Annotated in this window: 29 protein-coding genes and 1 riboswitch; of the genes, 15 read left to right on the top strand and 14 right to left on the bottom strand. The window is 71.0% G+C overall.

Translation table 11 applies throughout. The annotated features are described in order from the left end of the window. Positions 1-108 precede the first annotated feature (108 nt). Both D2K64_RS02570 and D2K64_RS02565 read left to right on the top strand, forming a co-directional pair. Complete coding sequence (locus D2K64_RS02570; protein ID WP_120006789.1) at positions 109-1,572, top strand: FAD-linked oxidase C-terminal domain-containing protein; 1,464 nt, start codon at positions 109-111, stop codon at positions 1,570-1,572. Continuing rightward, positions 1,565-2,749: an FAD-binding protein gene (locus D2K64_RS02565; RefSeq protein ID WP_120006327.1), complete on the top strand. Its 1,185-nt coding sequence runs from the start codon at positions 1,565-1,567 to the stop codon at positions 2,747-2,749. The genes D2K64_RS02570 and D2K64_RS02565 overlap by 8 nt, the downstream gene beginning before the upstream one ends. Positions 2,750-2,776: 27 nt before the next feature. On the opposite strand, the gene D2K64_RS02560 is transcribed toward D2K64_RS02565, so the two are convergent. Both D2K64_RS02560 and D2K64_RS02555 read right to left on the bottom strand, forming a co-directional pair. Then, entirely contained in the window at positions 2,777-4,177 is a 1,401-nt protein-coding gene (locus D2K64_RS02560; RefSeq protein ID WP_120006325.1) for a CoA transferase, read from the bottom strand. 85 nt (positions 4,178-4,262) lie between these two features. After that, the gene (locus tag D2K64_RS02555) at positions 4,263-4,445 is read right to left on the bottom strand and encodes a hypothetical protein (RefSeq protein ID WP_120006323.1); all 183 of its coding nucleotides are present in this window, start codon (positions 4,443-4,445) and stop codon (positions 4,263-4,265) included. Positions 4,446-4,633: 188 nt separating this feature from the next. Here D2K64_RS02555 and glcF point away from each other — a divergent pair, with 188 nt between their 5' ends. Beyond that, entirely contained in the window at positions 4,634-5,959 is a 1,326-nt protein-coding gene (glcF, locus tag D2K64_RS02550) for a glycolate oxidase subunit GlcF (protein ID WP_120006321.1), read from the top strand. Here glcF and D2K64_RS02545 read toward each other — a convergent pair. Then, a complete protein-coding gene (locus tag D2K64_RS02545) occupies positions 5,956-6,189 on the bottom strand; it encodes a soj family protein (protein ID WP_238383963.1) in 234 nt (77 codons plus the stop codon). The two genes, glcF and D2K64_RS02545, sit on opposite strands and share 4 nt — an antisense overlap. Positions 6,190-6,227: 38 nt before the next feature. Then, positions 6,228-6,437, bottom strand: coding sequence for a hypothetical protein (locus D2K64_RS02540; protein ID WP_120006319.1), 210 nt, complete (start codon positions 6,435-6,437; stop codon positions 6,228-6,230). Positions 6,438-6,714: 277 nt separating this feature from the next. Between D2K64_RS02540 and phbB the strand changes: the two genes are divergently transcribed. Then, a complete protein-coding gene (gene phbB / locus D2K64_RS02535) occupies positions 6,715-7,437 on the top strand; it encodes an acetoacetyl-CoA reductase (protein WP_120006317.1) in 723 nt (240 codons plus the stop codon). 45 nt (positions 7,438-7,482) lie between these two features. Here phbB and D2K64_RS02530 read toward each other — a convergent pair whose 3' ends face one another. Further along, positions 7,483-7,842 carry a phage holin family protein gene (locus D2K64_RS02530; protein WP_120006315.1) on the bottom strand — a complete coding sequence of 120 codons (360 nt, stop codon included), beginning with the start codon at positions 7,840-7,842 and terminating at the stop codon, positions 7,483-7,485. A 180-nt stretch (positions 7,843-8,022) separates the two neighbouring features. Here D2K64_RS02530 and D2K64_RS02525 point away from each other — a divergent pair, with 180 nt between their 5' ends. From D2K64_RS02525 to D2K64_RS02515, 3 genes are all read left to right on the top strand, one after another. Further along, entirely contained in the window at positions 8,023-9,477 is a 1,455-nt protein-coding gene (locus D2K64_RS02525; RefSeq protein ID WP_120006313.1) for an alkaline phosphatase, read from the top strand. Positions 9,478-9,655: 178 nt separating this feature from the next. Continuing rightward, entirely contained in the window at positions 9,656-10,546 is an 891-nt protein-coding gene (gene yddG, locus D2K64_RS02520) for an aromatic amino acid exporter YddG (RefSeq protein WP_238383962.1), read from the top strand. A 78-nt stretch (positions 10,547-10,624) separates the two neighbouring features. Continuing rightward, positions 10,625-11,104, top strand: a complete 480-nt coding sequence (locus tag D2K64_RS02515; RefSeq protein ID WP_120006311.1) for a glutathione peroxidase — start codon at positions 10,625-10,627, stop codon at positions 11,102-11,104. A gap of 13 nt (positions 11,105-11,117) precedes the next feature. Here the strand turns inward: D2K64_RS02515 and D2K64_RS02510 are convergent, their stop codons facing one another. From D2K64_RS02510 to gloB, 4 genes are read right to left on the bottom strand one after another with little or no spacing between them, the layout of a single operon-like run. After that, positions 11,118-11,729: a class I SAM-dependent methyltransferase gene (locus tag D2K64_RS02510; RefSeq protein WP_120006309.1), complete on the bottom strand. Its 612-nt coding sequence runs from the start codon at positions 11,727-11,729 to the stop codon at positions 11,118-11,120. Further along, positions 11,726-12,199, bottom strand: a complete 474-nt coding sequence (locus D2K64_RS02505) for a cupin domain-containing protein (RefSeq protein WP_120006307.1) — start codon at positions 12,197-12,199, stop codon at positions 11,726-11,728. Before D2K64_RS02505 ends, D2K64_RS02510 begins: the two co-directional genes overlap by 4 nt. An 11-nt stretch (positions 12,200-12,210) precedes the next feature. Next, positions 12,211-12,837 carry a glutathione S-transferase N-terminal domain-containing protein gene (locus tag D2K64_RS02500; protein WP_120006305.1) on the bottom strand — a complete coding sequence of 209 codons (627 nt, stop codon included), beginning with the start codon at positions 12,835-12,837 and terminating at the stop codon, positions 12,211-12,213. A gap of 4 nt (positions 12,838-12,841) precedes the next feature. Next, positions 12,842-13,570 carry a hydroxyacylglutathione hydrolase gene (gene gloB / locus D2K64_RS02495; protein ID WP_120006303.1) on the bottom strand — a complete coding sequence of 243 codons (729 nt, stop codon included), beginning with the start codon at positions 13,568-13,570 and terminating at the stop codon, positions 12,842-12,844. Between the two features lie 77 nt (positions 13,571-13,647). Between gloB and D2K64_RS02490 the strand changes: the two genes are divergently transcribed. Next, a complete protein-coding gene (locus tag D2K64_RS02490) occupies positions 13,648-14,412 on the top strand; it encodes a methyltransferase domain-containing protein (protein ID WP_120006301.1) in 765 nt (254 codons plus the stop codon). A 165-nt stretch (positions 14,413-14,577) separates the two neighbouring features. Beyond that, positions 14,578-15,750: an SMP-30/gluconolactonase/LRE family protein gene (locus D2K64_RS02480; RefSeq protein ID WP_238383961.1), complete on the top strand. Its 1,173-nt coding sequence runs from the start codon at positions 14,578-14,580 to the stop codon at positions 15,748-15,750. Positions 15,751-15,786: 36 nt separating this feature from the next. On the opposite strand, the gene D2K64_RS02475 is transcribed toward D2K64_RS02480, so the two are convergent. Next, positions 15,787-17,301 carry a hypothetical protein gene (locus D2K64_RS02475; RefSeq protein ID WP_120006297.1) on the bottom strand — a complete coding sequence of 505 codons (1,515 nt, stop codon included), beginning with the start codon at positions 17,299-17,301 and terminating at the stop codon, positions 15,787-15,789. An 11-nt stretch (positions 17,302-17,312) separates the two neighbouring features. Continuing rightward, positions 17,313-18,488 (bottom strand): acetyl-CoA C-acetyltransferase, encoded by a 1,176-nt coding sequence (locus D2K64_RS02470; protein WP_120006295.1) that lies wholly within the window; start codon positions 18,486-18,488, stop codon positions 17,313-17,315. Positions 18,489-18,634: 146 nt separating this feature from the next. Beyond that, a riboswitch (TPP riboswitch) is annotated at positions 18,635-18,739 on the top strand. A gap of 47 nt (positions 18,740-18,786) precedes the next feature. Here D2K64_RS02470 and D2K64_RS02465 point away from each other — a divergent pair. From D2K64_RS02465 to D2K64_RS02450, 4 genes are read left to right on the top strand one after another with little or no spacing between them, the layout of a single operon-like run. Continuing rightward, positions 18,787-19,791: an FAD-dependent oxidoreductase gene (locus D2K64_RS02465; RefSeq protein WP_120006293.1), complete on the top strand. Its 1,005-nt coding sequence runs from the start codon at positions 18,787-18,789 to the stop codon at positions 19,789-19,791. Further along, positions 19,788-19,985 (top strand): sulfur carrier protein ThiS, encoded by a 198-nt coding sequence (gene thiS / locus D2K64_RS02460; RefSeq protein ID WP_120006291.1) that lies wholly within the window; start codon positions 19,788-19,790, stop codon positions 19,983-19,985. The genes D2K64_RS02465 and thiS overlap by 4 nt, the downstream gene beginning before the upstream one ends. A gap of 4 nt (positions 19,986-19,989) precedes the next feature. After that, positions 19,990-20,757 (top strand): thiazole synthase, encoded by a 768-nt coding sequence (locus tag D2K64_RS02455; RefSeq protein ID WP_120006288.1) that lies wholly within the window; start codon positions 19,990-19,992, stop codon positions 20,755-20,757. Continuing rightward, a complete protein-coding gene (locus tag D2K64_RS02450) occupies positions 20,754-21,353 on the top strand; it encodes a thiamine phosphate synthase (protein ID WP_202910436.1) in 600 nt (199 codons plus the stop codon). Before D2K64_RS02455 ends, D2K64_RS02450 begins: the two co-directional genes overlap by 4 nt. 12 nt (positions 21,354-21,365) lie before the next feature. Here D2K64_RS02450 and D2K64_RS02445 read toward each other — a convergent pair whose 3' ends face one another. After that, positions 21,366-22,628, bottom strand: a complete 1,263-nt coding sequence (locus tag D2K64_RS02445) for an alpha/beta fold hydrolase (protein WP_238383960.1) — start codon at positions 22,626-22,628, stop codon at positions 21,366-21,368. A gap of 532 nt (positions 22,629-23,160) precedes the next feature. On the opposite strand from D2K64_RS02445, the gene phaR reads away from it, so the two are divergent. Further along, complete coding sequence (gene phaR / locus D2K64_RS02440; protein ID WP_120006286.1) at positions 23,161-23,736, top strand: polyhydroxyalkanoate synthesis repressor PhaR; 576 nt, start codon at positions 23,161-23,163, stop codon at positions 23,734-23,736. Between the two features lie 141 nt (positions 23,737-23,877). Next, positions 23,878-24,315 (top strand): helix-turn-helix domain-containing protein, encoded by a 438-nt coding sequence (locus tag D2K64_RS02435; RefSeq protein ID WP_120006284.1) that lies wholly within the window; start codon positions 23,878-23,880, stop codon positions 24,313-24,315. Between the two features lie 284 nt (positions 24,316-24,599). Here D2K64_RS02435 and D2K64_RS02430 read toward each other — a convergent pair whose 3' ends face one another. Together D2K64_RS02430 and D2K64_RS02425 are read right to left on the bottom strand one after the other, a co-directional pair. After that, positions 24,600-26,009 carry an amidase family protein gene (locus D2K64_RS02430; RefSeq protein ID WP_120006282.1) on the bottom strand — a complete coding sequence of 470 codons (1,410 nt, stop codon included), beginning with the start codon at positions 26,007-26,009 and terminating at the stop codon, positions 24,600-24,602. Between the two features lie 85 nt (positions 26,010-26,094). Continuing rightward, complete coding sequence (locus D2K64_RS02425; RefSeq protein WP_120006777.1) at positions 26,095-26,649, bottom strand: TlpA family protein disulfide reductase; 555 nt, start codon at positions 26,647-26,649, stop codon at positions 26,095-26,097.

Below are 26,649 nucleotides of genomic sequence, written 5' to 3'. Positions count from 1 at the left end.
ACGCTCCGGCGTCGTTTTCGCATGCGGCGCCAACCGGTGCATCGCTTGTGCTGGCCCTCGTGGCGCCGCATCTTTCCAGGCAACAATGGGCAGGAGAGGGTGGACGCCATGATCGCATTGCCGGAGCCGGATGCAGCGGTGCTGGCCCGCCGCGATACCATCCTGCGCGACCTGTGCCGCCTGGTGCCGGACGGCCCCTTCGGGCCCGGCGTGATCGGCGATGCCGTCCGCCTGCGGGTCTACGAGACGGACGGGCTTTCCGCCTATCGCCAGCCGCCGCTGGCCGTGGTGCTGCCGACGTCGACCGAGGAGGTCGCGGCCGTGCTGCGCTACTGCCACAAGGAAAAGATCCGCGTGGTGCCACGCGGCGCCGGCACCAGCCTGTCGGGCGGCGCCCTGCCGCTGGCCGACGCGGTGGTGATTGGCCTGATGCGGATGAACCGCATCCTGGAGGTGGATTTCGACGACCGCCTTGCCGTGGTGGAGGCCGGCGTCACCAATCTTGGCATCACCCAGGCGGTGGCGGGGGATGGCTTCTTCTACGCCCCCGACCCGTCCTCGCAGCTTGCCTGCATGATCGGCGGCAACGTGATGATGAATTCGGGCGGGGCGCATTGCCTGAAATACGGCGTCACCGCGGGCAACCTGCTGGGCGTCACCTTTGTCACGATCGAGGGCGAGGTGGTGCGGGTCGGCGGCGGCCACCTGGATGCGGCGGGCTATGACTGGCTGGGGCTGATCACCGGCTCGGAAGGCCAGCTCGGCCTCGTCACCGAAGTCACGGTGCGAATCCTGCGTGCTGCCGAGGGCGCGCGGGCCATGCTGGCCGCCTTCCGCTCCAACGAGGTGGCGGGGCAGGTGGTGGATGCCATCATCGGCAGCGGCATCATCCCCGTGGCGCTGGAATTCATGGACCGGCCGGCGATTCACGCCTGCGAGGCCTTCGCCAATGCTGGCTACCCGCTGGACGCCGAGGCGATGCTGATCATCGAGGTGGAGGGCGACACCGCCGAGCAGGACGACCTGCTGGGCAGCCTGGCCGCCATCTGCAACCGCTTCGACCCGATCTCGCTGCGCGTGGCGGAAACCGCGGAACAGAGTCTGGCGATCTGGAAGGGGCGCAAGGGCGCCTTCGGCGCGGTGGGGCGGATCAGCCCGGATTATCTGTGCATGGACGGCACCATCCCGACCGGGGAGCTGCCGCACGTGCTGCGCCGCATCGGCGAGATGTCGGACAGCTACGGCTTGAAGGTGGCCAACATCTTCCACGCGGGGGACGGCAACCTGCACCCGCTGATCATGTTCGACGCCAACGACCCGGACAGCTTCCGCAAGGCCGAGGCCTTCGGCGCCGACATCCTGAAGCTGTGCGTCGAGGTGGGCGGTTGCCTCACCGGCGAGCACGGCGTCGGCGTCGAGAAGCGCGACCTGATGAGCGTCCAGTTCACCGAGACCGAGTTGCGGCAGCAGCGCGCGGTCAAGAGCGCCTTCGACCCGGACTGGCTGCTGAACTCTGCCAAGGTGTTCCCGCTGGAGGGCAACCCGGCCCTGGCGCCGCGCGCCCATGGCTGACCGGATCGACCCGGCCGACGAGGCCGGCGTGATCGAGGCGGTGCGGCAGGCGGTAGCCAAGCGTACGCCTCTGGCGGTGGAGGGGCGCGGCTCGAAGCGCGCCATGCTGCGGCCGGTGCAGGCTGGCCGCACCCTGTCCACCGGCGGGTTGACCGGAATCACCCTGTACCGGCCGGAAGAGATGGTGCTGTCCGCCCGGGCCGGCACGCCGGTGGCCGAGATCGAGGCCGAGCTGGCCCGGCACAACCAGGTGATCCCCGCCGAGCCACCAGACCTCGCCGCCTTGTTCGGCCATGCCATTCCCTCGACCATCGGCGGGATGGTGGCCACCAACCTCTCGGGGCCCCGTCGCATCGGGCCCGGCGGTGCGCTGCGCGACCAGTTGCTCGGCATCCGCATGGTGACCGGCCACGCAGAACTCGTGCGGTCCGGCGGCCGAGTCCACAAGAACGTCACCGGGCTCGACCTGTGCAAGCTGCTCGCGGGCAGCCACGGCACGCTGGGCGTGCTGACCGAGGTCACGCTGAAACTGGCTCCGAGGCCGGAAGCGGGGCTGACCGTCGCCCTGCCGGTTCCGGGGCTGGCGCAGGGCGTGGCGGCGCTGTCCGCCGGGCTTGGCAGCCCTTACGGCGTCAGCGGCGCCGCGCTGCTGCCGGCCGGGTGGCGCGGATCGGGTGGGCCGCTGGCCGTGCTGCGGCTGGAGGATTTCGCCCGCTTCCTGCCGCGCCGGGCCGAGGCGCTGCGCGGCCTGCTGTCCTCCTTCGGTGCGGCTGGCCTGATCGAGGGTGACGAGTCCGCCGCCTTGTGGCGCGACCTCCGCGACGCCGCGCCGCTGGCCGCCGCGCCGGACCAGGCCATCTGGCGCATCTCCGTGCGGCCTTCCGCGGCCCCGGACCTGTGCGGCCGGCTGGACCAGGCGTTCGAGGCCCGGCTGCTGCTGGACTGGGGCGGCGGGCTGGTCTGGGCGGCCGGACCGGCCACCGCGGCCGCGCATCAGGCGGTGATGGCGGCGACGGCGGCGGCGGGCGGCGTGTTCACGCTGTTCCGCGCCCCGGACCCCCTGCGGGTGGCGGTGCCGGTGCTGCCGCAGGAGGCACCGGCCCTTCGGGGCATTGCCGACCGGGTGAAGGCGGCGCTGGATCCCGCCGCGGTGTTGAACCCGGGCCGGATGCGATAGCGCGCCGGCCCAGGGCGGCGCGGGATTTCAGGCCCATTCCGGCGGATGGCTGCCGAGCGGCATGCTGGGATGATCCCACCCCGCCGGCGTGGCGGCCATGATCGCCGCATGACGCGGTGCGGCCAGCCGGCCATAGCCGCTGTCGGTGTATTCCAGCAGTTCGGCGACGTCCCGCTGCGCGAGGTCCGGGGCATCGAAGCCGTGCGGCAGGCGGCCGAGCCCGCGCAGCCACTGGCCCGTGCCGGCCAGCGACACCTGCACGAGCCATGAGCCGCCTTTCTCCGCCCGGCGCAGCAGGGCCGCGATGATTCCCAGCGCCAGGAGATAACCGGAGGCGTGGTCCAGTGCCTGGCAGGGCAGGGGGCGCGGCTGATCCGGCGTGCCGAAGGCATCCGCCTCGGCCTGGTTGAAGCCGGTGGCGGTCTGCACCAGCGAGTCGAAGCCGCGCCGCCGGGACCATGGGCCGCGCGGCCCGTAAGCGGACAGCGTCGCGTAGACCAGGCCCGGCCGCAGCGCCGTGGCCCGGGCTGGCCCGAAGCCCAGCGCGTCCAGCGCCCCGGGACGATAGGATTGCAGCAGCACATCGGCGCCGCGCAGCAAGTCCGCCATGCGCGCCGCGTCGCCGGGCCGCCGCAGATCGAGCCGAGCGGTGCGCTTGCCGCGATGCGTGTCCATTTCCAGCGCCGGCAGCCCCGGCAGATGGGCGGCGCTCAGATGCAGCACCTCGGCGCCGTGGGCGGCCAGGCAACGCCCGGCCACCGGACCGGCGATCACCCGGGTGAGTTCCAGGACCCGCAGCCCGGACAGCGGTCGCGCCGCCGCCGGCGGCAAGGGCGTCGGCGGCGCATCGCCGATCCGCTCCAGCGTGACGGGCGGCTGTCCGAGCAGGGCGGCGGCCTGCGGATGCGCCTGCCAGTTGGAGTCGTCGCGCAGCATGGCCACGCACAACCCGGCCTCCGCCGCCGCCGCTTCGAATTCGGCGGCCCGGTGGCGGAGCAGGGCAGCAGCCACGGCCGGCCGCTCCGCCGGGATGCCGCCCAGCAGGGCCAGCACGCCGTCGCGGTGATGCGGGAAGTTGGTGTGCAGCCGCACCATGCCCCCGTCGCCGCAGCGATACAGCCCGGCAAGGGGGTCCCAGGGATCAGGCGGCGGTTGCCCGTTCAGCAGCAGGAAGCGCTCGCTGCGGAACTCGGCCAGGGCGTGGCGCTGGTCCACCGCCACGGATTGCGGCCTGCCACCGCGTTGGACGTGGAGGGCCGCGGCCGCCAGCGCGGCGGCAGCGATGCTGGATTGTGCCGCCGCTTCCACCCGGAACGAGGAGGGCAATCCCGGTTCCTGACCGGCCAGCCGCGCCGTCGTTGCCAGCGCCGCCGGCAGCCCGGCGGAGTGCAGCAGGGCCCGCAAGGCGGCGTGGGCAGGGCTGGGCATGGCGCGGCTCCCTCGTGGCGCCGGTGCGGCGGCCAGGAGCCGATCTTCCGCCCGCCCGTCTCCGCCAGCAAGCAGGCGGTGGCGGCTAGCGGCGTTCGAAGCCTTCGGCGGCGCGGCGCGGCGGCTCGGCCCCGGGGCCGGCGGCGATACAGCCGGTGCGCAGCAGCTGGGCGTGGCGCGCGGCCTCCGCGCCGCCAGCCGGCGCGTGGCGCAGCGGTGCCGGGTCGGCGTGCGGATGTTCGGCAGGTGAGGCAGAGGGAAGCGGCATGGCGGGTTCCAGGATAATGCGGGGGAGCTCGGACTTCGGTCTGTCTTATCCCGCGACCCGTGACCGCCGCGTTAACAAAATTGCAGAACATGTAAAGAATTTGATACGATTCCGCGCAATCACGCCCGACTTGCAGCGCCGCTGCTTCCCCGTCACCTTGAACGACGGAGAGAAACGGACACGCCGCCATGCAGACCAGCTTCACCGAGGCGCAGCTTCAGGATCCCGACACCCGATCCTCCAACGGCATCCTCCGCAGCTGCGTGCATTGCGGCTTCTGCACCGCCACCTGCCCGACCTTTGTGCTGCTTGGCGACGAACTCGACAGCCCACGCGGCCGCATCTACCTGATCAAGGACATGCTTGAGGGCGGCAAGCCGGCCACAGAGGAAGTGGCGCGGCATGTGGACCGCTGCCTGTCCTGCCTGTCCTGCATGACCACCTGCCCGTCCGGCGTGAATTACATGCACCTGGTGGACCATGCCCGCCGGCATATCGAGGAAACCTATCAGCGGCCCTGGGCGGACCGGCTGCTGCGACGGGTGCTCGGCACCGTGCTGCCTTGGCCGCGCCGCTTCCGGCTTGCGCTGTTGGCGGCGCGGCTCGGGCGGCCCTTGCAGCGGCTGCTGCCGCGGCAAAGCCCGGTGGCGGCACGGTTGCGCGCCATGTTGTCGCTGGCGCCACGCCGGCTGCCGCCGGCCAGCCGCAGCGCCGCGCCGCAGATCCATCGGGCGGTCGGCGCCCGGCGCGGACGGGTGGCGCTGCTCACCGGCTGCGCCCAAACCGTGCTGGCGCCTTCCATCAACGAGGCCACCATCCGGCTGTTGACGCGCATGGGCATCGAGGTGGTGGTCAGCGCCGGCCAGGGCTGCTGTGGGGCGCTGAACCACCACATGGGCCAGCATGAGTCGGCCATGGCCCGCGCACGCGCCAACATCGGCGCCTGGATGCGCGAGATCGAGGGCGAGGGGCTGGATGCCATCGTGGTGAATGCCTCAGGCTGCGGCACCACGGTGAAGGATTACGGCTTCATGTTCCGGGCCGAGCCGGGACGCTGGCCGGAACGCGCCGCGCAGGTGGCGGAACGGACGCGGGACATCTCGGAGGTTCTGCTGCAATTCGGCTATGCGCCGAGTCGTCCGCCGCCGGGGCTGACCGTGGCCTATCAGGCCGCCTGCTCGCTGCAGCACGGTCAGAAGATCACGGTGGTGCCGAAGCAATTGCTGCAGAAGGCCGGCTTCACGGTGCGCGAGCCGGCGGAGGCGCATCTCTGCTGTGGCTCAGCCGGGACTTACAATATCATGCAACCGGAGATTGCATCACGCTTGCGTGAGCGCAAGCTCGCCAACCTGCAGCGCACTGGCGCCGTGCTGGTGGCCAGCGGCAATATCGGCTGCCTGACCCAGCTCAGCGGGGATGGGCTGCCGACGATCCACACCGTGGAATTGCTGGACTGGATGGCGGGTGGGCCGGCGCCGGCAGGCCTGCCGGCCAGGACTGATCAGGCGGCCTAGGCAGCCAGCTTGCGGGCCGCCGCGTCGCGCGCCAGCACCGCCATGGCTTCGGCCACCAGGGCCGCCGCCGCGTCCGAGCCGGCATCCTGGCAGACGCGCTCCGCATGGCCCAGCAGCCGCAACACGGAGGCGAGGTCACGCTGCGCCGGATGGGTCCAGAAGACCGCGGCGATGGGGGTATCCATGGAAAGGGCCTGTGGGTTGGGGTTGCGCTTGCGCAGCAGGCGCATACACGCCCCGGCACCTGAGGACCAGAAAAAACGCGCTGCTACTGCAGCGAGGTCGTGGCCCCGCGTGGTCCCTCCAGGACCTCCGGCAACAGGGCGGCTGCCATCGCCGTGTGGCGCGCCGCGTCGACGGCACCCAGGCGGCGGCATTCCGCCTCGACATAGGAGAGCATCATCAGCAAGGCCGTGCGGTCGATCCGCGTCGGCTCAGCCTGTCGGTGGCGGGCAGAGGGGGCGGCAAAGGCGGTCATCGTGTCCGGCCTGAAAGGAAAGCGGCGGGGATGCCTGCCTTCACAAATTCGCGATTACGACGATTCAGCACGGCCTGCAACCAGTAAGTGTAGAAGTGGCCGATCCGCCGGCACGGTGTTGCATTTCTGCACGGCCCCGCACGTCATGAAAATGCTATCGAATTTGCCATTTCGGGCTTGATCCCGCACGGGGGCGTGGCATCCCGACCGCTGGTGTGGTGCGATGCATGGGCGGCGCCTCCGGGGCGGCCGCCAAAGCGAAAGGGAGGATGAGCCTATGGCACGAGTGGCCCTGGTCACCGGCGGACAGCGCGGCATCGGCGCGGCGATCAGCGAGCAGTTGCAAAAGGCCGGCCGCAAAGTCGTGGCCTCCTACGCCGGCAATGAGGCGGCGGCGGCTGCCTTCACCGAGCGGACCGGCATCCCGACCATCAAGTTCGACGTGTCGGATTTCGAGGCCTGCCGGAACGCCGTTGCCACGATCGAGTCGGAGCATGGCCCGATCGAGATCCTGGTGAACAATGCGGGCATCACCCGCGACGGCACCATGAAGCGGATGGATCGCAAGATGTGGGACGAGGTGATCGACACCAACCTCGGCTCCTGCTTCAACATGTGCAAGCTGGTGTGGGACGGCATGAACGGTCGCAAGTTCGGCCGCATCGTCAACATCGGCTCGATCAATGGCCAGGCTGGGCAGTATGGCCAAGTCAACTATGCCGCCGCGAAATCTGGCATCCACGGTTTCACCAAGGCGCTGGCGCAGGAAGGCGCCAAGGTCGGCATCACCGTCAACGCCATCGCCCCCGGCTACGTCGACACCGAGATGGTGCGCGCGGTGCCGGAGGAGGTGCTGCAGAAGATCATTGCCCGCATCCCGCGCGGCCGCCTCGGCACGGCGGACGACATCGCCCGCAGCGTCTGCTTCCTGACCGCCGACGAGGCCGATTTCATCACCGGCTCGACGGTGTCGGTGAATGGCGGCCAGCACATGTACTGAGCAGCCGCTGCCGGGCGGCGCCGCGAAGCGCCGCCCGGTTCGCGCTCAGCGGTTCGCCGCCACCTCGCGGTCAGCAATCAGCTTGCTGGCCGCCCAGGACACCAGCGCCACGATGATGGCGCCGATGAACGCCGCCCAGAAGCCGTCCACCCGCATCCCGGGCATCACCAGGGCGGTCAGCCCCAGCATCGCCGCATTCACCACCAGGGTGAACAAACCCAGCGTCACCAGGTTCAGCGGCAGGGTCAGCAGCATCAGCACCGGGCGGATCAGCGCGTTGACAATGCCGAACACGATGGCGGCGATGATGGTCACCACCGGCCCACTGAAGCTGATGCCGTCGATCAGGTATTCGGCGATCCAAAAGGCAACCGCCGTGATCAGCGTGCGCAGCAGAAATCCCATGGCCTTGCTCCGTCGGATGAACCCGCCCAGCAACGCGGCTGAGCCTTGGCGGTTGCGGAACCGGTATGGGGCCGCGGGTTAACGATTTCTTAGGACGGATGTCATCTCGGATTCATGAACGGAAGTTAACCCGGTCCCGCGCAGGCTCGCCTGCCGCAGGAACAGGGAAACCCCGTCAAAATGACCGCCAATCCAGCCCAAGCCAAAAACGTCATCCTGTTGGTCTCGGATGGTGCCAGCCCCGGCACCTGGGATGCCGCCAGCTACTACCAGCACGGCGCGCTGGGCCAGCAGGCCTATGACGATTTTCCCGTTCAAGGCTACATGACCACCTATCCGCTCACCACCTCGTCGGCTCCGACCTATGGTGCCGGCAATCCGGAAGGCGAGGCGCCGGGCTACAATCCGCTCCAGGCCTGGAATGCCGCTCCGGCGGAAGGCACGTTTGACGAGGAATACGCCGCGGCCTTCGTGGGCTACGAGTACCTGCGCGAGAACGTGACCGACAGCGCCGCCGCCGGCACGGCCCTGTCGACCGGCGTGAAGACCTACAACAACGCCATCAGCTACGACGACAACGGCCAGCAGCTGATGAACATCGGCGACTATGCGGTCGAGAGCGGGCGCGCGCTCGGCGTCGTCACCTCGGTGCAGTGGTCGCACGCGACGCCCGCCGCCTTCGCCGCCCATAACGAGAGCCGCAATGACTACGAGGGCATCTCCAAGGAGATGATCGAGAGCGGCAAGGCCTCGGTGATCATGGGCGCCGGCCATCCCTTCTATGACGAGAATGGCGAATTCCGCATCCCCACCAGCGAGGACGATTACCGCTACGTCGGCGGCGCGGAAACCTTTGCCGAGGTGCTGTCGGGCAACAGCGACTATAGCTTCATCGACAGCAAGGCGCAGTTCGAGGCGCTGGCCGATGGCAGCTACGAGCTGGCCGATGGCGAGAAGATCCTCGGCACCTTCCGCAACAACCAGACCCTGCAGCAGGCGCGCGAGGGTGAGGGCATGACCCCGCGGCTCGAGAACGTGCCGGAGTTGTCTACCATGGCCGAGGGCGCGCTGAACGTGCTGGGCCAGGACGAGGACGGCTTCTTCCTGATGGTGGAAGGCGGCGCGGTGGACTGGGCGGCGCATGCCAACGACACCGGCCGCATCATCGAGGAGCAGGTGTCCTTCAACGACACCGTCGATTCCGTGGTCGACTGGGTCGAAACCAACTCCTCCTGGGAGGAGACCATGGTGATCGTCACCACCGACCACGGCAACGGCCTGCTGCTCGGCCCCGATGGCACCGAGGTCGCCTTCCAGCCGGTGCAGAACAACGGCCAGGGTGAGCTGCCGGGCGTGTCCTGGCACACGGGCAACCACACCAATGAGCTGGTGCCGATCTGGGCCAAGGGCCCCGGTGCCGAGGCGCTGTCGGATGCCGCCACCAAGGTCGATCCCGGCCTGGGGAACTACGCCTACAACGAGATGGGCTACAACTACCTCGACAACACCGACGTGTTCGACGCCATGTACGCCGCCATGGGCCTGGGCAGCGAGCAGGATGCGGTGGCCGCGATGCCGGAGACCGCCATCAACGTCAACGCGACGGCGGCGCAGGACGAGCTGATCGCCGCCTAAACCCGCTGCGGGGCGGGAGGCCCGGCTTCCCGCCCTGCATGGCTGCCGCCCCGCCTCCAGCCGGTTCCGTTTTCCGCCGGAAGCTGGCAAAGCCTTGTATGGGGGCGGCGTCGGTCGCCGTCCCCGTTTTCGGGAAGGGCGGCTCCTTGCCTCATAGGCCGGACCGGACGGCGCATCCTTGATCGCCGGCGACACCCGCCGCGCCAACGGGCTGGGCTGCGGCGCCATGCTGCTCTGGGCGTTTCTTGGCCTGCTGGCCCGGCTCGGTGCCGGCCTGCCGCCCTTGCAGCTGACCGCCATGGCCATGACCGTGGGGGGGCTGCTCGGCCTCCTGGTCACCGCCTGGCGCGGCCGCCTCGGCCGCCTGCGGCAGAAGCCGCTGGCCTGGGCGCATGGCGTGACCGGCCTGTTCGGCTACCACGCGTTGTATTTCGCCGCGCTGGCCATGGCCCCGGCGGTGGAAGCCAATCTGGTGAACTATTTGTGGCCGCTGTTGATCGTGCTGCTGTCGGCGCCGCTGCTCGGCCTGCCGCTCGGCGCCCGGCGACTGGGCGGCGTGGCGCTGGGCTTCGCCGGCTGCGCCCTCCTGGTGGGCGATGGCGCCCGCTTTCCTGCCGGCGCCTGGCCGGGCCTGCTCTGCGCCGCCGCCGGGGCGGTGGTGTGGGCGCTGTATTCCGTGCTGGCCCGGCGCCTCGCCGCGGTGCCCACCGAGGCGGTGACCGGCTTCTGCCTCGCCGCCGCCCTGCTCGCGGCCCTGCTGCACCTTGCTTTCGAGCACAGCGTCCTGCCCGATCAGCGGCAGGCGGTGGCGGTGCTGCTGCTCGGCCTGGGTCCCGTCGGCGGTGCCTTCTTTCTGTGGGATGCGGGCATGAAGCGGGGCGACCCGCGGCTGCTCGGCACCCTGGCCTATGCCATTCCGGTGGTGTCCACCCTGTTGCTGCTGCTGGCGGGGGAGGGCGTGCTGGACCTGCGCGTGGCGCTGGCGGCGCTGCTGGTCGCAGGCGGCGGCGTGCTGGCCTCCTGGCCCGGCCGGCGCGGCGCGGCACCGCCGGGTGTAGCGCGCGGCTGAGCGATGCCTCCGCACGGGCCCTGGCGACAATCCGGCGCCACCCCATCTGAAGCCCCTGACCCGCACAGGAGGCCCTGCATGGCCGAGCTTTACGACCTGTCCGCCCGCCGCGCCGACGGAGCCGAGACGCCGCTCGCGGGGTTCCGCGGCCAAGTCCTGCTGATCGTCAACACCGCCAGCCGCTGCGGCTTCACGCCGCAATATGCCGGGCTGGAAGCGCTGCAGCGCAAGTTCGGCGCCCGGGGCTTCAGCGTGCTGGCCTTTCCTTGCAACCAGTTCGGCCAGCAGGAGCCCGGCGACGACGCCAGCATTGCCGGCTTCTGCAGCACCCGGTTCGACACCAGCTTCCCGCTCTTCGCCAAGGTTGAGGTGAATGGCGCCAATGCGCATCCGCTGTTCCGCCAGCTGAAGCAGGCGGCACCGGGCGTGCTGGGCAGCGAAGGCATCAAGTGGAACTTCACCAAGTTCCTGGTGGACCGGGAGGGCCGGGTGGTGCGCCGCTTCGCCCCCGCCACCAAGCCCGAGGCGATCGAAGACGCCATCGCCGCGCTGCTCTAGCCGGGCGCGCCCCTCAGGCGGCCGGGCGCCGCCACAGGCCGCGCACCAGTTCGGCATGGCCCTGGTGACGCGAGCCCTCCTCCAGCAACACCGTGCCGGCCAGGCATTCCAGCAGCTCCAGGCCGGAGAAGCAGGCTTCCGCGGCGTCGCGGCTCCACAGCAGGGCGGGGTCCCTGGGCCCGCCGGCGCGCCGGCCCGCCGCGGCGGGGGCGAAGCCTTCCAGCAGCAGCAGCCCGCCGGGCGCCAGGGCGCGGCAGGCACGGGCGGCGACCAGGGCACGATCGGCCGGCGGCAGGTGCACGAACACCCAGGCGATCAGGTCGAAGCGCGCCACCGGCCAGTCCCAGCGGGTCAGGTCAGCCGTGACCGTGGCCAGCGTGACACCGCGGCGGGCAGCCAAGTCCCGCGCCCGCCCCAGGCCGGTCTCCGACCAATCCACCGCGGTGACCCGGAGGCCCTGCTGCGCCAGCCAGGCCCCGTTGCGCCCCTCGCCATCGCCGAGGGACAGCGCCGCCATGCCGGGCCGCAGGCGCGGCGCGAGGCTTTCCAGGTAGAGGTTGGGCCGGTCGCCGAACAGCCATGGCTCCGCGCCGTAGCGCTTGTCCCACGCCCCGGCGTCGCTCACGGGACTGCGCCGGGCGTATCCCCGGCAGGCGCATCGGGCCGCCATCCGGGCGGGGCCATGGTGAAGCCCGCGAAGTTGAAGGCGGGCGACACGGTGCAGCCTACCAGGGTCCAAGCCCCCAGCGACCCGGCCGACTGCCAGGCATCGGGCGGCACCAGGGCGAACGGTTCCTGGCCGGCGGACAGGTCGGGACCGAGCAGGGCCTCGCGCCGCAGCCCGCCGCCGGCCACCGAGAGGCGGAGCGGCGCGCCGGCATACCAGTGCCATGCCTCGGCGGCGTCCACCCTGTGCCAGTGGCTCCGCTCCCCGGCGGCCAGCAGGAAGTAGATGGCGGTGCCGGCGCCGCGCCCCCCGCCGGCGGGGGTGTCGCGCCAGATCTCGCGGTAATGGCCGCCCTCGGGATGGGGCGACAGGCTGAGCGCGGCGATCACCGCCCGCGCTTCCAGCCCCGGTTCTCGCAGGTCGAACACGGAGGAACTCCTCAGCCGGCGGGCGGCGCGGTACGGGCCAGCGCCGGGCTGGCCTCGACGCTGGCCAGCCAGGTGGCGAGCCGGGGATGGATGGCGCGCCAGCCCAGCTCCGGGATGCGCAGGTCGAGGTAGCCCAGCGCGCAGGCCGCGGCGACGGCGCCGATCTCGGCCAGGCCCTGCGGCGGTTGCGCGTCCAGCGCGGCGAGGCCGCGGCGGATCGCCGCCATCTGCCGCTCCTGGAAGGCCGATTGCCGCGGCGTCGGCGCGGCGCCGTCCTCCTGCTGGGCGCGGCTCTGGTGCCGCGCCACGGCGGCGTCGCACAGCCCGTCCGCCAGCGCCTGCAGCGTCAGGCTGGCGATGCGCGCCGGTCCCGGTGACGGAAACAGCGGCTGGGCGTTGCCCAGCCCGTCCAGGTATTCGCAGATCACTGGGCTGTCGAAGATGGCGGTGCCTTCGGCGGTGACCAGGCAGGGCACCTTGCCGAGCGGGTTGGCCGCCTGCAGCGCCCCTGGATTCTCCGCCGGTCGGGTCGGGATCAACTCGACCCGGCCCTGCAGCCCGCGCAGCAGGATGCAGGCCATGACCTTCCGGACATAGGGACTGGTGGGCGCGTGAAAGAGCTGGACGGGCTGGGCCATGATGCTACCGGAAATTGTCCTTCCCGCTGCGGATACGGCCCAGCTCCTCGACCGTCTCGGCACGCAGGAAGGGATTGGTCATCATTTCCTCGCCCAGGGTCACCGGCAGGGTGGGCCTGCTGGCCGCACGCAACGCCCGCACCGCCTCGGCCCGCGCCTGCAGGGCGGCGTTGTCCGGCTCCACCGTCACGGCGAAGCGGGCATTGCTTTCGGTATATTCATGCCCGCAGCAGATCAGCGTCTCGGGCGGCAGCGGCTTCAACAGGGACAGGGCGCGGAACATGTCGGCCGCCGTGCCCTCCAGCAGCCGGCCGCAACCGAGCGAGAACAGGGTGTCACCGCACAGCAGCACGTGGCCCTCCGGGAAATGAAAGGCGATGTGGCCGATGGTGTGACCGGGGCTGTCGATCACCTCGCCCCGGGTCTGGCCCACCATCACCGAGTCGCCGGGCGCCACCGCCTGGTCGAGCTTCGGCAGGCGGTGCGCGTCGGCCTTTGCGCCGATCACCTTGGCACCGTAGCGGGCGCGCACCTCCTCCACCCCGGCGATGTGGTCGTCGTGGTGATGGGTCAGCAGGATCAGGTCGCAGCGGCCGCCGGCGGCGTCCAGCGCCGCGATGGCGGGCGCGGCCTCGCCGGGGTCGCAGATGGCGACGGTGCCGGTGGCCTGATCGCGCAGCAGCCAGGCGTAGTTGTCGGACAGGCAGGGGACGGCCTCGACGGTGACAGGCATGGCGTTTCTCCTTGCGGCGTATTGGGGCCGACGAAGCGGGCTGTGCGGCCCGCCGAATCTCGGCCTATATCGAGTGTATGAACTTAGAGGTCCACGGCCACCGGGATTTCTACGCTTCCGCCACCGGCTTGGTGACGGCGCGCATCCTGCGCGAGCGGCTGCGCGGCTTCTGGCCGAAGCTGGAACGGCGGGAGATCCTGGGCCTCGGCCACGCCGCGCCCTATCTGCGGCTATGGCGGGAGGAGGCGGCGCGCATCCTGTGCGCCAGCCTGCCCGAAACCGACACCGTGCCCTGGCCGCCCGATGGCCCGGGCCTGTGCGCCCGCGTCGAGGACGACATCCTGCCGTTCCCGGACCTGTCCTTCGACAACGTGCTGCTGGTGCACGGGCTGGAGCACACCGAGAATGCGCGGCGCATGCTGCGCGAGGTGTGGCGGGTGCTCAAGGATGACGGCGCGCTGCTGATCGTGGCACCGAATCGCCGTGGCCTCTGGGCGCACATGGAGAACAATCCCTTCGGCCAGGGGCGCCCCTACTCGCCCGGGCAGCTGACCCGGCTGCTGACTCGCAACCTGTTCTCCATCGGGCGGCGTGACAAGGCGCTGTTCCTGCCGCCCTTCGAATCCCGCCTGATGCTGCGCGGCGCCGGCGCCTGGGAGGCGGTGGGCCGCACGCTGGCGCCGCGCTTCGCCGGGGTGGTGATGGTGGAAGCCCGCAAGGAGCTCTACGGCCTCATGCCCAAGGCGGCGCAGAAGGTGCCGGGCCGCCGGGTCAAGGTGATCGAGGGTGCCTGGGCCGCACGCGGAGATGATTTGCCGGCCGCGGCCCGTCATCGGCCATGATCCCGCTCGCCCGAATGTGAGGGCCGCGCCCTGGCGGCCGCCAGGGGGCGAAACGGGAGGAACCCCATGAATGAACCAGCCATGCTGCGTGGCGCACCGCGCCCGGACCAGCGATCCGCACCGCGCCCGGACCAGCGATCCGCATCGTGCCCGGACCAGCGATCCGTGCTGCACCCGGACGGAGAACCCGCGGCGCGCCCGCGGCGGGGCGATGCAGGGCCGCTGCCGGCCCGGCGCAGCCTGCTGGGCGGCGCCATCGGGGCGGCGGCGCTGATGCCGGCCCTGATCACCGGAGCCCGCGCCCAGGGAACGGGGCAGGGCGGCCGCACGATGGCGCCGGAGGGCCGCGACTACGGCAGCAACGCGCCGATCACCCGCTATCCCGACCCCGACATCGTGGCCCTCGATCCGAAGCGCTTCACCGCCAAGATCGGCAATGCCCGCATCCGCCGCCTCCACACCGGGATGGGCTGGGCGGAAGGTCCAGCCTGGCACGCCAATGGCCGGTTCCTGGTCTGGTCGGACATTCCGGCCAATGAATGCCTGCGGCTGACGGAGGAGGACGAGCACGTCTCCCGCCGGTTCCGCAGTCCGTCCGGCTTCACCAACGGCAACACCTTCGACCGGGAAGGACGGCAGGTGTCGATGCGCCACCTGAACCGCGACGTGGCGCGCTATGAGCCCGACGGCACGCTGACGGTGCTGGCCTCACGCGGGCCGGATGGCGAGTTCAACGCGCCGAATGACGGCGTTGTGCATCCCGAGGACGGCTCGATCTGGTTCACCGACCCGGGCTATGGCTCGCTGGTGGCCTATGAGGGGACGCGCGCCGACAATGGCAGTCCGCGCCCCTACATCAAGGAAGCGGTGTACCGCATCGACGGGCAGAGCGGCGCGGTGACCAAGGTGGCCGACCAGCCCTTCAAGCCGAACGGCCTGTGCTTCAGCCCCGATTACCGCATCTGCTACGTCGCCGACACCGGCAGCAGCCACTACCCCGAGGCCAAGAACATCATCTGGGCCTTCGACGTGGACGGCGCCACGCTGCGCAACCCACGCACCTTCGCCAGCATGGAAATGGACGGCAGGAGCGGCCTGGCGGACGGCATCCGCTGCGACACGGCGGGCAATCTGTGGGCCGGCGGCGGCTGGGTGGGAGATGGCTATGACGGCGTGCACGTCTTCGCCCCGGATGGCCAGCGCATCGGGCTGATCCGCCTGCCGGAGATCTGCGCCAACATCTGCTTCGGTGGCGTGCGGCGGAATCAGCTGTTCATGTGCGCCAGCCAGTCGCTCTACGTGGTGCCGGTGGAGGCCCAGGGCGCGCATTTCTGCTGAGCGCGCATTTCTGCTGAGGGTGCCGGGCGGGTGGATCTACCGCCCGCCTCCTTCCGCCATGTGCATCGTGGCGGAGACGACGAAATCCCGTGCTTGCGGTTGAAAGGACAGGTGCAGGCCGTCTGGACTTTGCTCGGCCCGCATGCCCGCGGCGGCATCCGCTGGATAGCTTCGCCAGCGGATCTCGCCTGGCCGGCCTGCCAGGTCCACCCGCACCTGCTGGCGGCGCGCGGGATCGGCGCCCGTGGCGGCCATGGCCATGACGAAGCGGCCATCCTCCCCCAGGAAGCCGCACAGCGTCGTGCCATCCGGCGCGCCGCCGCGCGGCACCAGAACCCTGGCATCGCGCGGGATGAAGGGCATGAAGGTGGCCAGCGCCTTGGCCGCCGGCTTCGGGCGCCCCGCTGGATCTAGGGCGCCGAGCCGCTTGCCCCATTGCTGGTCCTGCGCTTCCCACAACACCAGGGCGGCCGCACCATCGGCGATCAGCGCCAGGCTCTGCTGGGCGATGTTCAGGCCGTAGCGCAGATCCTCATCCGCGCTGAGGCCGTTGCAGCGGCTCTGCACCGTGGTGCGCGGGCCGCAGGCGAAGGGCGGCTCGTTCCAGCGGTCGCCATCCGCATTGTATTCCGTAATGAAGAGGGACTTAGGCACGGCGGCGATGGCATCCCGCCATTCGCGGCCGAGATGCACCACGGGCGGTGCGTCATCGATGCGATTGTCCCAGACATGCGCCGACCAGCCGGCAATGGCATCGATGGCTGGCGCACCCGGCCGCCGTAGCATCCAGACATAGTCGCGGGCCGCGCGCAACGAGCCGTTGCCGGGGCCGAGCAGGCCGATCTGCTGCAACCCGGCGGCATCCATCTGCGCGCGGAGGCTGCGGATGAAGGCGGCATAGGCCTCGGCGCCGATCTGGGTGGACCATGTGCCTTCAGGCTCGTTGGGTGCCTCGACATAGGCGGGCAGGCAATCCGGGGAGATCCGTTCAATCTCGAGCAACTGGGCGGTGATCAGCCGCGCATAATCCTCCACCGCCTCAGCCGGCAGGATCCTGGCGTGGCCCGCCTTGCCGACACGGTCAGCCCGCAGGCTTTCCGGCGCATCCCACACGATGGCGATCGTCTCAATTCCAAGCCGCGCGAGGAGCGGCATGCTGGCGAGCAGCCTTTCGCGCGGACCGGGCGTAGGGGATGTGCGAATTCTGGCATGGCCCGCCTGATCCCGGCCCTCATAGGCGGCACGCAGGATGAGGCGCATGGCCTCCAGGCTGTCACCCGGCCTGATGGCGGCATTGGGGACTGGAGCCGTGATGCTCATCCGCACGAAGCGGGCCCGCATGCGCTCCAGGAAGGCCGGTACCGGCAAGCCGGGGCGCAGCGCCGGCAGCCAGACCTGATAGCCATGGCCCTGGAAGATCTGGCGGCGCTCCGACAGCACCATATCGGATGACGCCGCGTCGCCGGAGCGTTCCGCCGCCAGGGCCTTGCCCGCCGGTAGCGGGCAGATCAGCGCCGCGGCAAGCCCTGGAAGGCCGCGGCGCCTGAGCAATGCGCCGGCTCTCACCCCGCCTCAACACACATCGCCACACCCATGCCGCCGCCGATGCACAGCGTCGCCAAGCCCTTCTTGGCGCCGCGCGCCTTCATGCCGTAGAGCAGGGAGGTCAGCACCCGCGCACCCGAAGCGCCAATAGGATGGCCGAGGGCGATGGCGCCGCCGCTGACATTCACCTTCTCCGGATCCCAGCCCATGTCTTTGTTCACCGCGCAGGCCTGGGCGGCGAAGGCCTCGTTGGCCTCGATCAGGTCAAGGTCCTGGACATTCCACCCCGCCTTTTGCAGGGCCTTGCGGCTGGAGGGGATCGGGCCGGTGCCCATCAGCGCCGGGTCGACGCCTGCCGTGGCCCAGGAGGCGATGCGGGCCAGCGGAGTGATGCCGCGCTTCGCCGCTTCGGCCGCCGACATCACCACCAGCGCCGCGGCGCCGTCATTGATGCCCGACGCGTTGCCGGCAGTGACCGAGCCGTCCTTGGCGAAGGCCGGGCGCAGCTTGGCCAGGATCTCGCGCGTGGTATCCGGCTTCGGGTATTCGTCCATCTTCACCACCGTCTCGCCCTTGCGGCCCTTCACGGTGACAGCGGCGATCTCGGCCTCGAACTGGCCGTTGCGCATGGCCTCGCCGGCCTTCTGCTGCGAGCGGAAGGCGTATTCATCCTGCTCGTCGCGGCCAATCTGGTATTTCTGCGCCACGTTCTCGGCCGTGTTGCCCATGTGGTAGCCATTGAAGGCATCCCACAGCCCATCGCGGATCATCGTGTCGACCATGGCGAAGTCGCCCATCTTCACGCCGGCGCGCAAATTGGCGCAATGCGGGGCCTGGGTCATGCTTTCCTGGCCGCCGGCCAGCACGATGCTGGCATCGCCCGTCGCCACCTGCTGCGCCGCCAGCGCCACGGCGCGCAGGCCGGAACCGCAAAGCTGGTTGATGCCGAAGGCGGTGCGCTCCTGCGGGATGCCGGCGGCGATGGCGGCCTGGCGGGCCGGGTTCTGCCCGGCGCCCGCGGTCAGGATCTGACCGAGGATCACCTCGTCCACCTCGTCGGCCGACACGCCGGCGCGGCTGAGGGCCGCCTCGATGGCGGCGCGGCCCAGCACATGGGCCGGCAGGGACGCGAAGACGCCGTTGAAGGCACCGACCGGAGTGCGCGCGGCGGAGGCGATGACGATGTCGCTCATGGGCTGGAACTCTCCTCGGGACTGGTGGGCCGGTGCGCCGGCCGCGTTGTCACACCGTAATGTGCGTCCGCACCCCCCCTGGCGGCAAGGGCAGGGCGTCAAGCGGCGCGGCGCTTGGCCGCATGGCCGGGGCGCGCTAGGCTGGCGGCGCAATCCTGGGGTGCCCGCGTCGCGGGCTGAGACGGCATCAGGCCGAACCCATCGAACCTGATCCGGGTCATTCCGGCGGAGGGAGGAGCCCAGTGCCTGCCAGCATGGTCCTGTTTCCGCCGCGATCTCTGCCCGAGGGAGCGTCGCCATGCCGTTCATTGCCGCCGGCCGATCCCCCCGTGTCCTGGTGCTCGGCGCCGGCGTCACCGGTCTTGTGGCCGCGACGGTGCTAACCGGGCGAGGGGCCGCCGTGACGGTGCGCTTCCGGCCGGAGGCGGCCAGCCGTGCCTCGCATTTCGCCGGCGGCATGCTGGCGCCCTGGTGCGAGGCGGCGGACGCCTCCGCCCTGGTGGCCGAGCGGGGCGCCGCCGCCATCGGCTGGTGGCGGGAGCATTTCCCCGGCACCTGCCGCGCCGGCAGCCTGGTGCTGGCACCGCCGCGCGACCAGGCCGAGCTGCACCGCTTCGCCCGCCGCACCACGGCCCATGAGACGCTGGACACGGAGGGCGTCGCGGCGCTGGAGCCGGACCTCGCCGGCCGCTTCCGCCAGGGCCTGTTCTTCGCCGGCGAGGCGCATCTCGACCCGCGCGCCGCGCTCGCCGCGCTGGCGGCGGACCTGCCCGCGCGCGGCGTGGTGCTGCGGGAAGGCGAGGCGGACGAGGCGGAGCAGGAAGGCTTCGATCACGTGCTGGATTGCCGCGGCCACGCTGCTGCCCCGGACTGGCCATCCCTGCGGGGCGTGCGGGGCGAGATGCTGGTGCTGCGCTGCCCGGAGGTCGCGCTGCGCCGCCCGGTGCGGCTGCTGCACCCGCGCATTCCGCTCTATGTGGTGCCGCGCGGGGAAGGGGTATTCATGGTCGGGGCCACCATGGTGGAAAGCTCCGATCGCCGCGCCGTCACCGCCCGCGCCGCCATGGAGCTGCTGAACGCCGCCTACGCGCTGCACCCGGCCTTCGCCGAAGCGGAGATCCTGGAGGCCGGCAGCAACATCCGCCCCGCCCTGCCGGACAACCTGCCGCAGCTGCGCGCCGAAGGCCGGGTGCTGCGGCTGAACGGCATGTACCGGCACGGCTTCCTGTTGTCCCCCTGGCTGGCGCAGCGCGCCGCCGCCCTGGTGCTGGACGGCGCCGACCCCGAAGGAGGAACCGCATGACCATCATCATCAACGGCAAGCCGCGCGAGGTGCGCGCGGTCACGCTGGACGCCGTGCTGGCTGAGCTCGGCTATGCCGGCGCCCATGTGGCGACGGCGCATCGGGGCGAGTTCGTCCCCGCCGCCGGCCGCGCCGCCTGCACCCTGGCGGAAGGCGACCGGGTCGAGATCCTGTCCCCCATCGGCGGCGGCTGAGGCGATGCGGGTCTACAACACCGAACTCGGTTCCCGCCTGCTGCTGGGCACCGCGCAATACCCGTCCCCCACCGTGCTGGCGGAGGCGGTGCGGGCCTCGGGCGCCGAGGTGGTCACCGTGTCGCTGCGCCGGGAAGGCGCGGGCGGCGGCGAAGGCTTCTGGCGGCTGATCCGCGACCTCGGCGTGCGAGTGCTGCCCAACACCGCCGGATGCCACACGGTGAAGGAGGCGGTCACCACCGCGCAGATGGCGCGCGAGGTGTTCGGCACGCCCTGGATCAAGCTGGAGGTGATCGGCGACGACGACACGCTGCAGCCCGAGGTGTTCGGCCTGGTGGACGCCGCGCGCATCCTCAGCGCCGAGGGCTTCCAGGTGTTTCCCTACACCACCGCCGACCTGGTGGTGGCCGGGCGGCTGCTGGAGGCCGGCTGTCAGGTGCTGATGCCCTGGGGTGCGCCGATCGGCTCCGGTCGGGGGCTCAACAATCCCTACGCCCTGCGCTCGCTGCGGGCGCATTTCCCCGACGTGCCGCTGGTGGTGGATGCCGGGATCGGACTGCCCTCGCATGCCGCGCAGGCGATGGAGCTCGGCTATGACGCGGTGCTGCTGAACACGGCGGTGGCCAGGGCCGGCGACCCCGTGCGCATGGCGGCCGCCATGGCGCGGGCGGTGGAAGCCGGGCGCTTGGCCTTCGAGGCCGATCCGATGGAAGCGCGCGACATGGCCGCGCCCTCAACCCCGGTGCTCGGCCTGCCGGTGTTCGGCGCATGATGCTGCCCACCCGCTTCTACCCCGTGGTGCCGGATGCCGGCTGGGTGCGGCGCGTGGCCAGGGCCGGTGCGCGCTTCGTGCAATTGCGGCTGAAGGACGCCGCGGAGGACGAGATCCGCCGCCAGGCCGCCGCGGCCGATGCGGCCTGCCGCGCCACCGGCGCGGTGCTGGTGCTGAACGATCACTGGCGGGTGGCGATCGAGCTGGGCCTGCCCTGGCTGCATCTGGGGCAGGAGGACCTGCTGGAAGCCGACCTCGCCGCGATCCGCGCCGCCGGGCTGCGGTTCGGCGTCAGCACGCATTCGGAGGCGGAGCTGGAGCTGGCGCTCGCCGCCGGGCCGGACTACGTCGCCCTGGGGCCGGTCTACCCGACCACGCTGAAGAAGATGCCGTGGGCGCCACAGGGGCTGGCGCGGCTCGGCACCTGGAAGCGGCGGATCGGCGCGCTGCCGCTGGTGGCGATCGGCGGCATCAGCCTGGAGCGCGCGGCGGGCTGCCTGGCGGCCGGGGCCGACGCGGTGGCGGTGGTGTCCGACGTGGTCGGCCATCCGGCGCCGGAGCAACGCGTGGCCGAGTGGACCGCCCTCGACGGCTGAGCGGCGCCTCTGTCAGCCCGGCAGCCGCCGGAGCCAGGCGTCCAGCGGTTGCCACAGCGCCGCCTCGGCACGGGTGCCGGCGGCCATGCCGATGTGGCCGGCGGCCACCACCTCGTGGTGGACGTCCGGCAAGGCCTCGGCCAGGGCCAGGGCGGAAGCGGGGGGAACGATGCGGTCGCCGCGCGGGATGGCAACAAAGGCGGGAACCTGCAACGCCCCTGGCTGCACCGCCGCGCCGGCCACCCGCCAGCGGCCTTCGCCGGGATCGTTGCGGCCGTACCAGCCCTCCAGGGTTTCCCGTGCCACCGGGGCGGCCAGTGGCACGCCGTCATTCAGCCAGTCTTCCAGCGCCACAAAGTGCCGGGCCCGTGGCGTGTCCTGCGGCAGCCGGGCGAAGGCGCGGAACTTGTTGGCCAGCGACCAGGGGTCGAGGCCGGCGAACAGCGACTGGATGAGGTCCACCGGCAAGGTGCCGGTGGCTTGCAGCCAGGGCTCCAGCCCCGGCAGCAGGGCGGCCAGCGCCTGGGCGCGCGGCGCGGTGTCCCCCGCGTGGAAGTTCCATGGCGTCGCCAGCAGCGCCAGGCCGCGCAGCCGTTCGGGGCGCCGCAGCGCCGCCGCCAGGGCCAGCAGCCCGCCCATGCAATAGCCCAGCATCACCGCCCGCCCGCCCGGCATGGCGGCGAGGGCACGTTCCAGCCGCCCCGCGACGTAGTCGGTGAGGGTGAAGCCGCGCTCCGCCGGCTCCGGCCAGCCCCAGTCCAGCAGCAGCACGCGGTGGCCCTGCGCCGCCAGCCAGCGCAGCATCGAATGCTCCGGCAGAAGGTCCAGCACGTAGGAGCGGTTCACCAGGGAAGGAACCACCAGCAGCGGCGCACCCGTGCCGCCGTAGTCCAGCAGCCGGGAACTCCCCTCGCGCCACAGCACCGGCGGGTCCGGCAGGTCGCGAGCGAAAGGATGACGGCGATAGGCGGCGATGCCGGCGATCAGGGCCCGGTCCTGTTCCGCCAGGCGCCGCGCCACCGCGGTCCGCAGCTGCTCAGGCGAGTGGCCGGCGACGGCGAGGGCGGCGGCGATCCGCTGCATCTCCCGCTGCCCCGCCTGGGTGATCGGCCACGGGAGGGATGCCGAGCCGCCGCTCCAATTCGGCGACGCGCCGCAGGAGGGCGGCTCGGTCATCATCTGCGCCGCCTGCATCGCCAGGGTGGCCCGCATCAGGGCCAGCTGCAGGTGCAGCGGGAGGGGGCGTGGACCGCGGCGGCGCAGCGGTGCCGTCACCCTGCGGCTCCGGCGGGGCTGCCGCGGGTGGTCCGGCAAAGCCGGCGATGGGGAAGGCGCCGGCCATCAGGGCGGCGGCTGCGGGGCCCAGGCCGGCCCAGCCCGGCGCCGGAACGTCCCCGGGGAATCCGGTCGGGAAGCCCTGAGGCGGGGTAGCCGGAACCGCGCGCATCCAGTGGGCGGCCAGCACGGCCCATGACGCCCAGGCTCCCGCCCATTCGCGATCCGCCGCCAGTGCCGCGATCTCGCTTTGCCACAATGCGATCCAATCCTCTGCCAGCTGGTCCAGTGTTTCGGGCCCTTGCGGCCCGCCCTCACGCCCCGGTGGCTCCTCGGATCCCGCCATGCCGTTCTCGCGCCGTCTCCGGTTGCTGCGGCCGGAACATAGCGCCCGAGCCGGGCTGGGGAAGGGTGGAGGAACCGCAAGGGGCGCCGTGCTGCGCTTGCGTGATCGTGTTCGCGCCAACGCCGCGCCATGGTAGCGTCAGGAACCAGCGAACCGGCTGGGCAATTCGCGATCAGGGAGGGCCGAATGTCTGAAGCCGCGCAACAACAGACCGAAACACCGACCAAACCGACGGTTGTTATCAAAAAATACGCCAACCGCCGCCTCTACAACACCGAGGCGTCCTCATATGTGACGCTGGACGATCTGGCGCGAATGGTGCGCGAAGGCCGTGATTTCGCCGTTTACGACGCAAAGTCCGGCGAGGACATCACGCGCGGCGTGTTGACCCAGATCATTGTGGAGGAGGAATCAAAGGGCCGCAGCATGCTGCCGACCTCCTTTTTGCGGCAGTTGATCGGCCTGTACGGAGACAGCCTCCAATCGCTGGTTCCCCGTTATCTGGAAATGACCATGGGGAGTTTTGCGCGCCAACAGGAACAAATGCGCGTATCGGTCGAACAGACTATGGGCAACTTCAATCCCATGACGGGGCTCGAGGAATTGGGCAAGCAGAACATCGCGATGATGGAGCGGGCGATGTCGCTGTTTTCGCCCTTTACGCGGCGCGAACAAGGCGGCACGGGAGGCGAGAATGAGGAAGTTGCAGCATTGAAGGCTGAAGTTCGCCTATTGCGCGAACAATTGGCCAAGAAGAGTTAATCAGACGCAAAGAAGCGTGATGTCACGAAACTCTCATGTCATCACGTGCTTTTTAGCGGGCGGGTAACGAAATACGATAAACAAGTCGCTTCAGGCTCGTATTTTAGGTTCTGTTCAATTTTTCAGCCTGACAGGTAGAGCATGGCCGACATCGACGCGGGCAGCGTCACCCCTGGTGGTGATGAGCCCGAAGAAACTTCCACACAGCGCGCCCGCCAGGCCGACAAGCATGTCGGTGCGCGGATCCGCGAAAGACGGCTGATGCTGGGGCTCTCCCAGCAACAGCTGGCCAGCATGATCGGCGTGACCTATCAGCAGGCGCACAAGTACGAGCGCGGTCTCAACCGCATCTCGGCCGGGCGCCTGTTCGAGATCGCCATGGTGCTGGCCGTTCCGGTGTCCTGGTTCTTCGAGGGCCTGCAGGAGGATGGCGAAAGCCAGCCGCTCGGCATGCGCCAGCGCATGTGCCTGGAACTGGCGCGCAACTTCGCCCAGATCACCAACGAGAAGCATCAGGAAGCGCTCAGCCAGATGGCACGCGCCCTGGCCGCCCAATCGCAGGGTCGCCCGGTCGACTGATGCCGCGCCGCGCGGCAAGACGCCGCACGGAACCCGCCCGCGGGGCGCAAGCCCGGCGACGCACCATGGCGCGGCGGACGTCGCGCAGGATCTCAGGCCGCCGGAAACCGGCGATCTGATGGCAGCGGCTGTCGGCCAAAGGCCGGACCCCTCTGCCGCGGCCCGGCGCTGTTGCCGGGATGCTCAGGACGACATGCTTGTGACCGCAGCGCAAAATGCGTGTCGCGCAATCCCAGCCATTCGGCTGGGGGCAGGGTCCAGCCGGCCCCATCCCCCGCCAGGCTTCAGCCTGGCTCGCTGACCACCACCGCCGGGCTGGCGGCCTCGATCACCCCGCCGGCTGTCAGCAACACATCCTCGCGGTAGCGGCCCGCCACCAGCTGCACGCCGATCGGCGCGGGGCCATGGGGGCCCTCGGCCTGCCCGGTCGCCAGCGTCATCGCCGGCATTCCCATCAGCGGCAGGGCGATCTGCGGCAGCTGCGCCTCCATCACCCGCTCGAATCCTTCCGGGCTGCTGACGTCGAGTCCGTCCACAAAAGGCAGTTCGCCGCAGGGTGGCAGCAGCAGCAGCGGATAGTTGCGCAGAAAGACCTGCCATTGCCGCACAAGGCCGGCGCGGGCCTGCAGCGCGTCCTGGAAGCCGTCGAGGTCGCAGGGACCGGCACGGCGCTCCATCTGCTGGTAGATGAACCGGGCCTCGGCATCATCCTCGCGCGCCACGGCGGCGGCGGCAGTGCGGCGGAACTCGGCCAGCCAGAGATAGGCCTGCAGCCGCGCCGGCTCTCGCAGCGGCGGGCAGGGCGTCTCGACGATGCTCCAGCCGGCTTCCTGCAGCGCCAGTGCGGCCCGGCGCAGCGCCTGCGCGATCGCCGGGTCGGTGTTCAGCCCCTCGGGCCTGATGCACAGCGCCGCCCGCTTCGGCACGGCAGGGCCTTCCAGCGGTGCCGGCACCCACCACGGGTCGCGCGCATCCTCGGCGCTCATGGCCTGCAGCCCGAGCCGCAGATCCGTCACCGAGCGCGCCAGTGGGCCGGACACGGCCATGATCTGCGCCCCGATGGCTCGCTCCGGACCTGATCCGTTCCAGGCGGGAACCCGGCCCAGCGTCGGGCGCAGCCCGTGCACGCCGCAGGCATAGGCCGGGTAACGGACCGAGCCGGCGATATCGGTGCCGTGCGCGATGGCGCCGATCCCCGCCGCCACCGCCGCGCCGGCCCCGCCGGAGGAGCCGCCGGGGGTCAGTGCCGGGTTGCGCGGATTCTTGGTTCCGCCGTGCAGGCTGTTGCGGGTGAACCAGCGCAGGGAGAAGGCGGGCGTGTTGGTGCGGCCGATGATCACGGCGCCGGCCCGCTTCAGATTGGCCACCACCGGGTTGTCCTCGGTGGCGACGAGGTCGCGCTGGATGCGCAGGCCATTGGTGGTGGCATGGCCCTTCTGGTCCACGTTCACCTTGACCGTCACCGGCACGCCGGCCAGCGGACCCGGCGTTTCGCCGCGCGCCAGGGCGGCATCCACGGCATCGGCGGCGGCCAGCGCTTCCTCCGGCATGTGCTGCACCACGGCGTTGATGGCCGGGTTGGCGGCAGCCAGCCGGTCCAGGGCAGCCTGGGTCACCTGCCGCGCGGACACGGCTCGGCTGGCGACGCGGCCGGCGAGATCGGCGGCGCCGAGGCGCCAGAGGGGATCAGTCATGTGGGAGGTTCCTGCTCGATGAAGGCGCCAGTGTCGGCCCTCCGCCGGGTACCCGCCAAGGGGGTGCGGCCGGGAACCTCGCGGTTCAGGCGGCGCCGGCCAGGCCGCTCAGCGTGGCCAGCCATTCGGGATGATCCCAGGCTGCGGCGCCTTCCAGCCGCGCCACCTCCTGGCCCTGAGCATTGACGATCACCGAGGTCGGCAGCCCGCGCGCCCCGAGCGCCCGGGCCGCCGCGCCGCGCGGGTCGAGCCAGAGGCCCAGCGCCTTGACGCCGGTGCGGCCGTAGAAGCCCTGCACCACCGGCGCGCCGCCCCGGTCGGAGGACAGCGCCAGCACCGTCCAGCCTTCCGCCAGCGCCTGCTGCGCGCGGTCCAACGCCGGCATCTCGGCGACGCAGGGGGCGCACCAGGTGGCCCACAGGTTGATCAGCAAGGGGCGGCCAGCGAAGTCGGCCACCCGCTTCTCGGTACCCCCCGCATCGGTGAAGCTGAAATCCGGCAGTGGACGGGGCCCGGTGCGGCTCAGCTTGGCCAGCCCTTCCGCCGGTTCGGCGGCAATCCCTTGCCGTGCCGGAAGCAGCATGGTTAGGGTCGGCCCGGCCGCGAGCAGCGAAAGCAGAGAGCGGCGGTGCAGCAACAC

Origin of the sequence: Teichococcus vastitatis (assembly GCF_003604215.1) — a bacterium.
Lineage (GTDB): Bacteria > Pseudomonadota > Alphaproteobacteria > Acetobacterales > Acetobacteraceae > Pseudoroseomonas > Pseudoroseomonas vastitatis.
The sequence above is the reverse complement of the archived record's forward strand: the minus strand, read 5'-3'. Positions and strand labels throughout refer to the sequence as shown.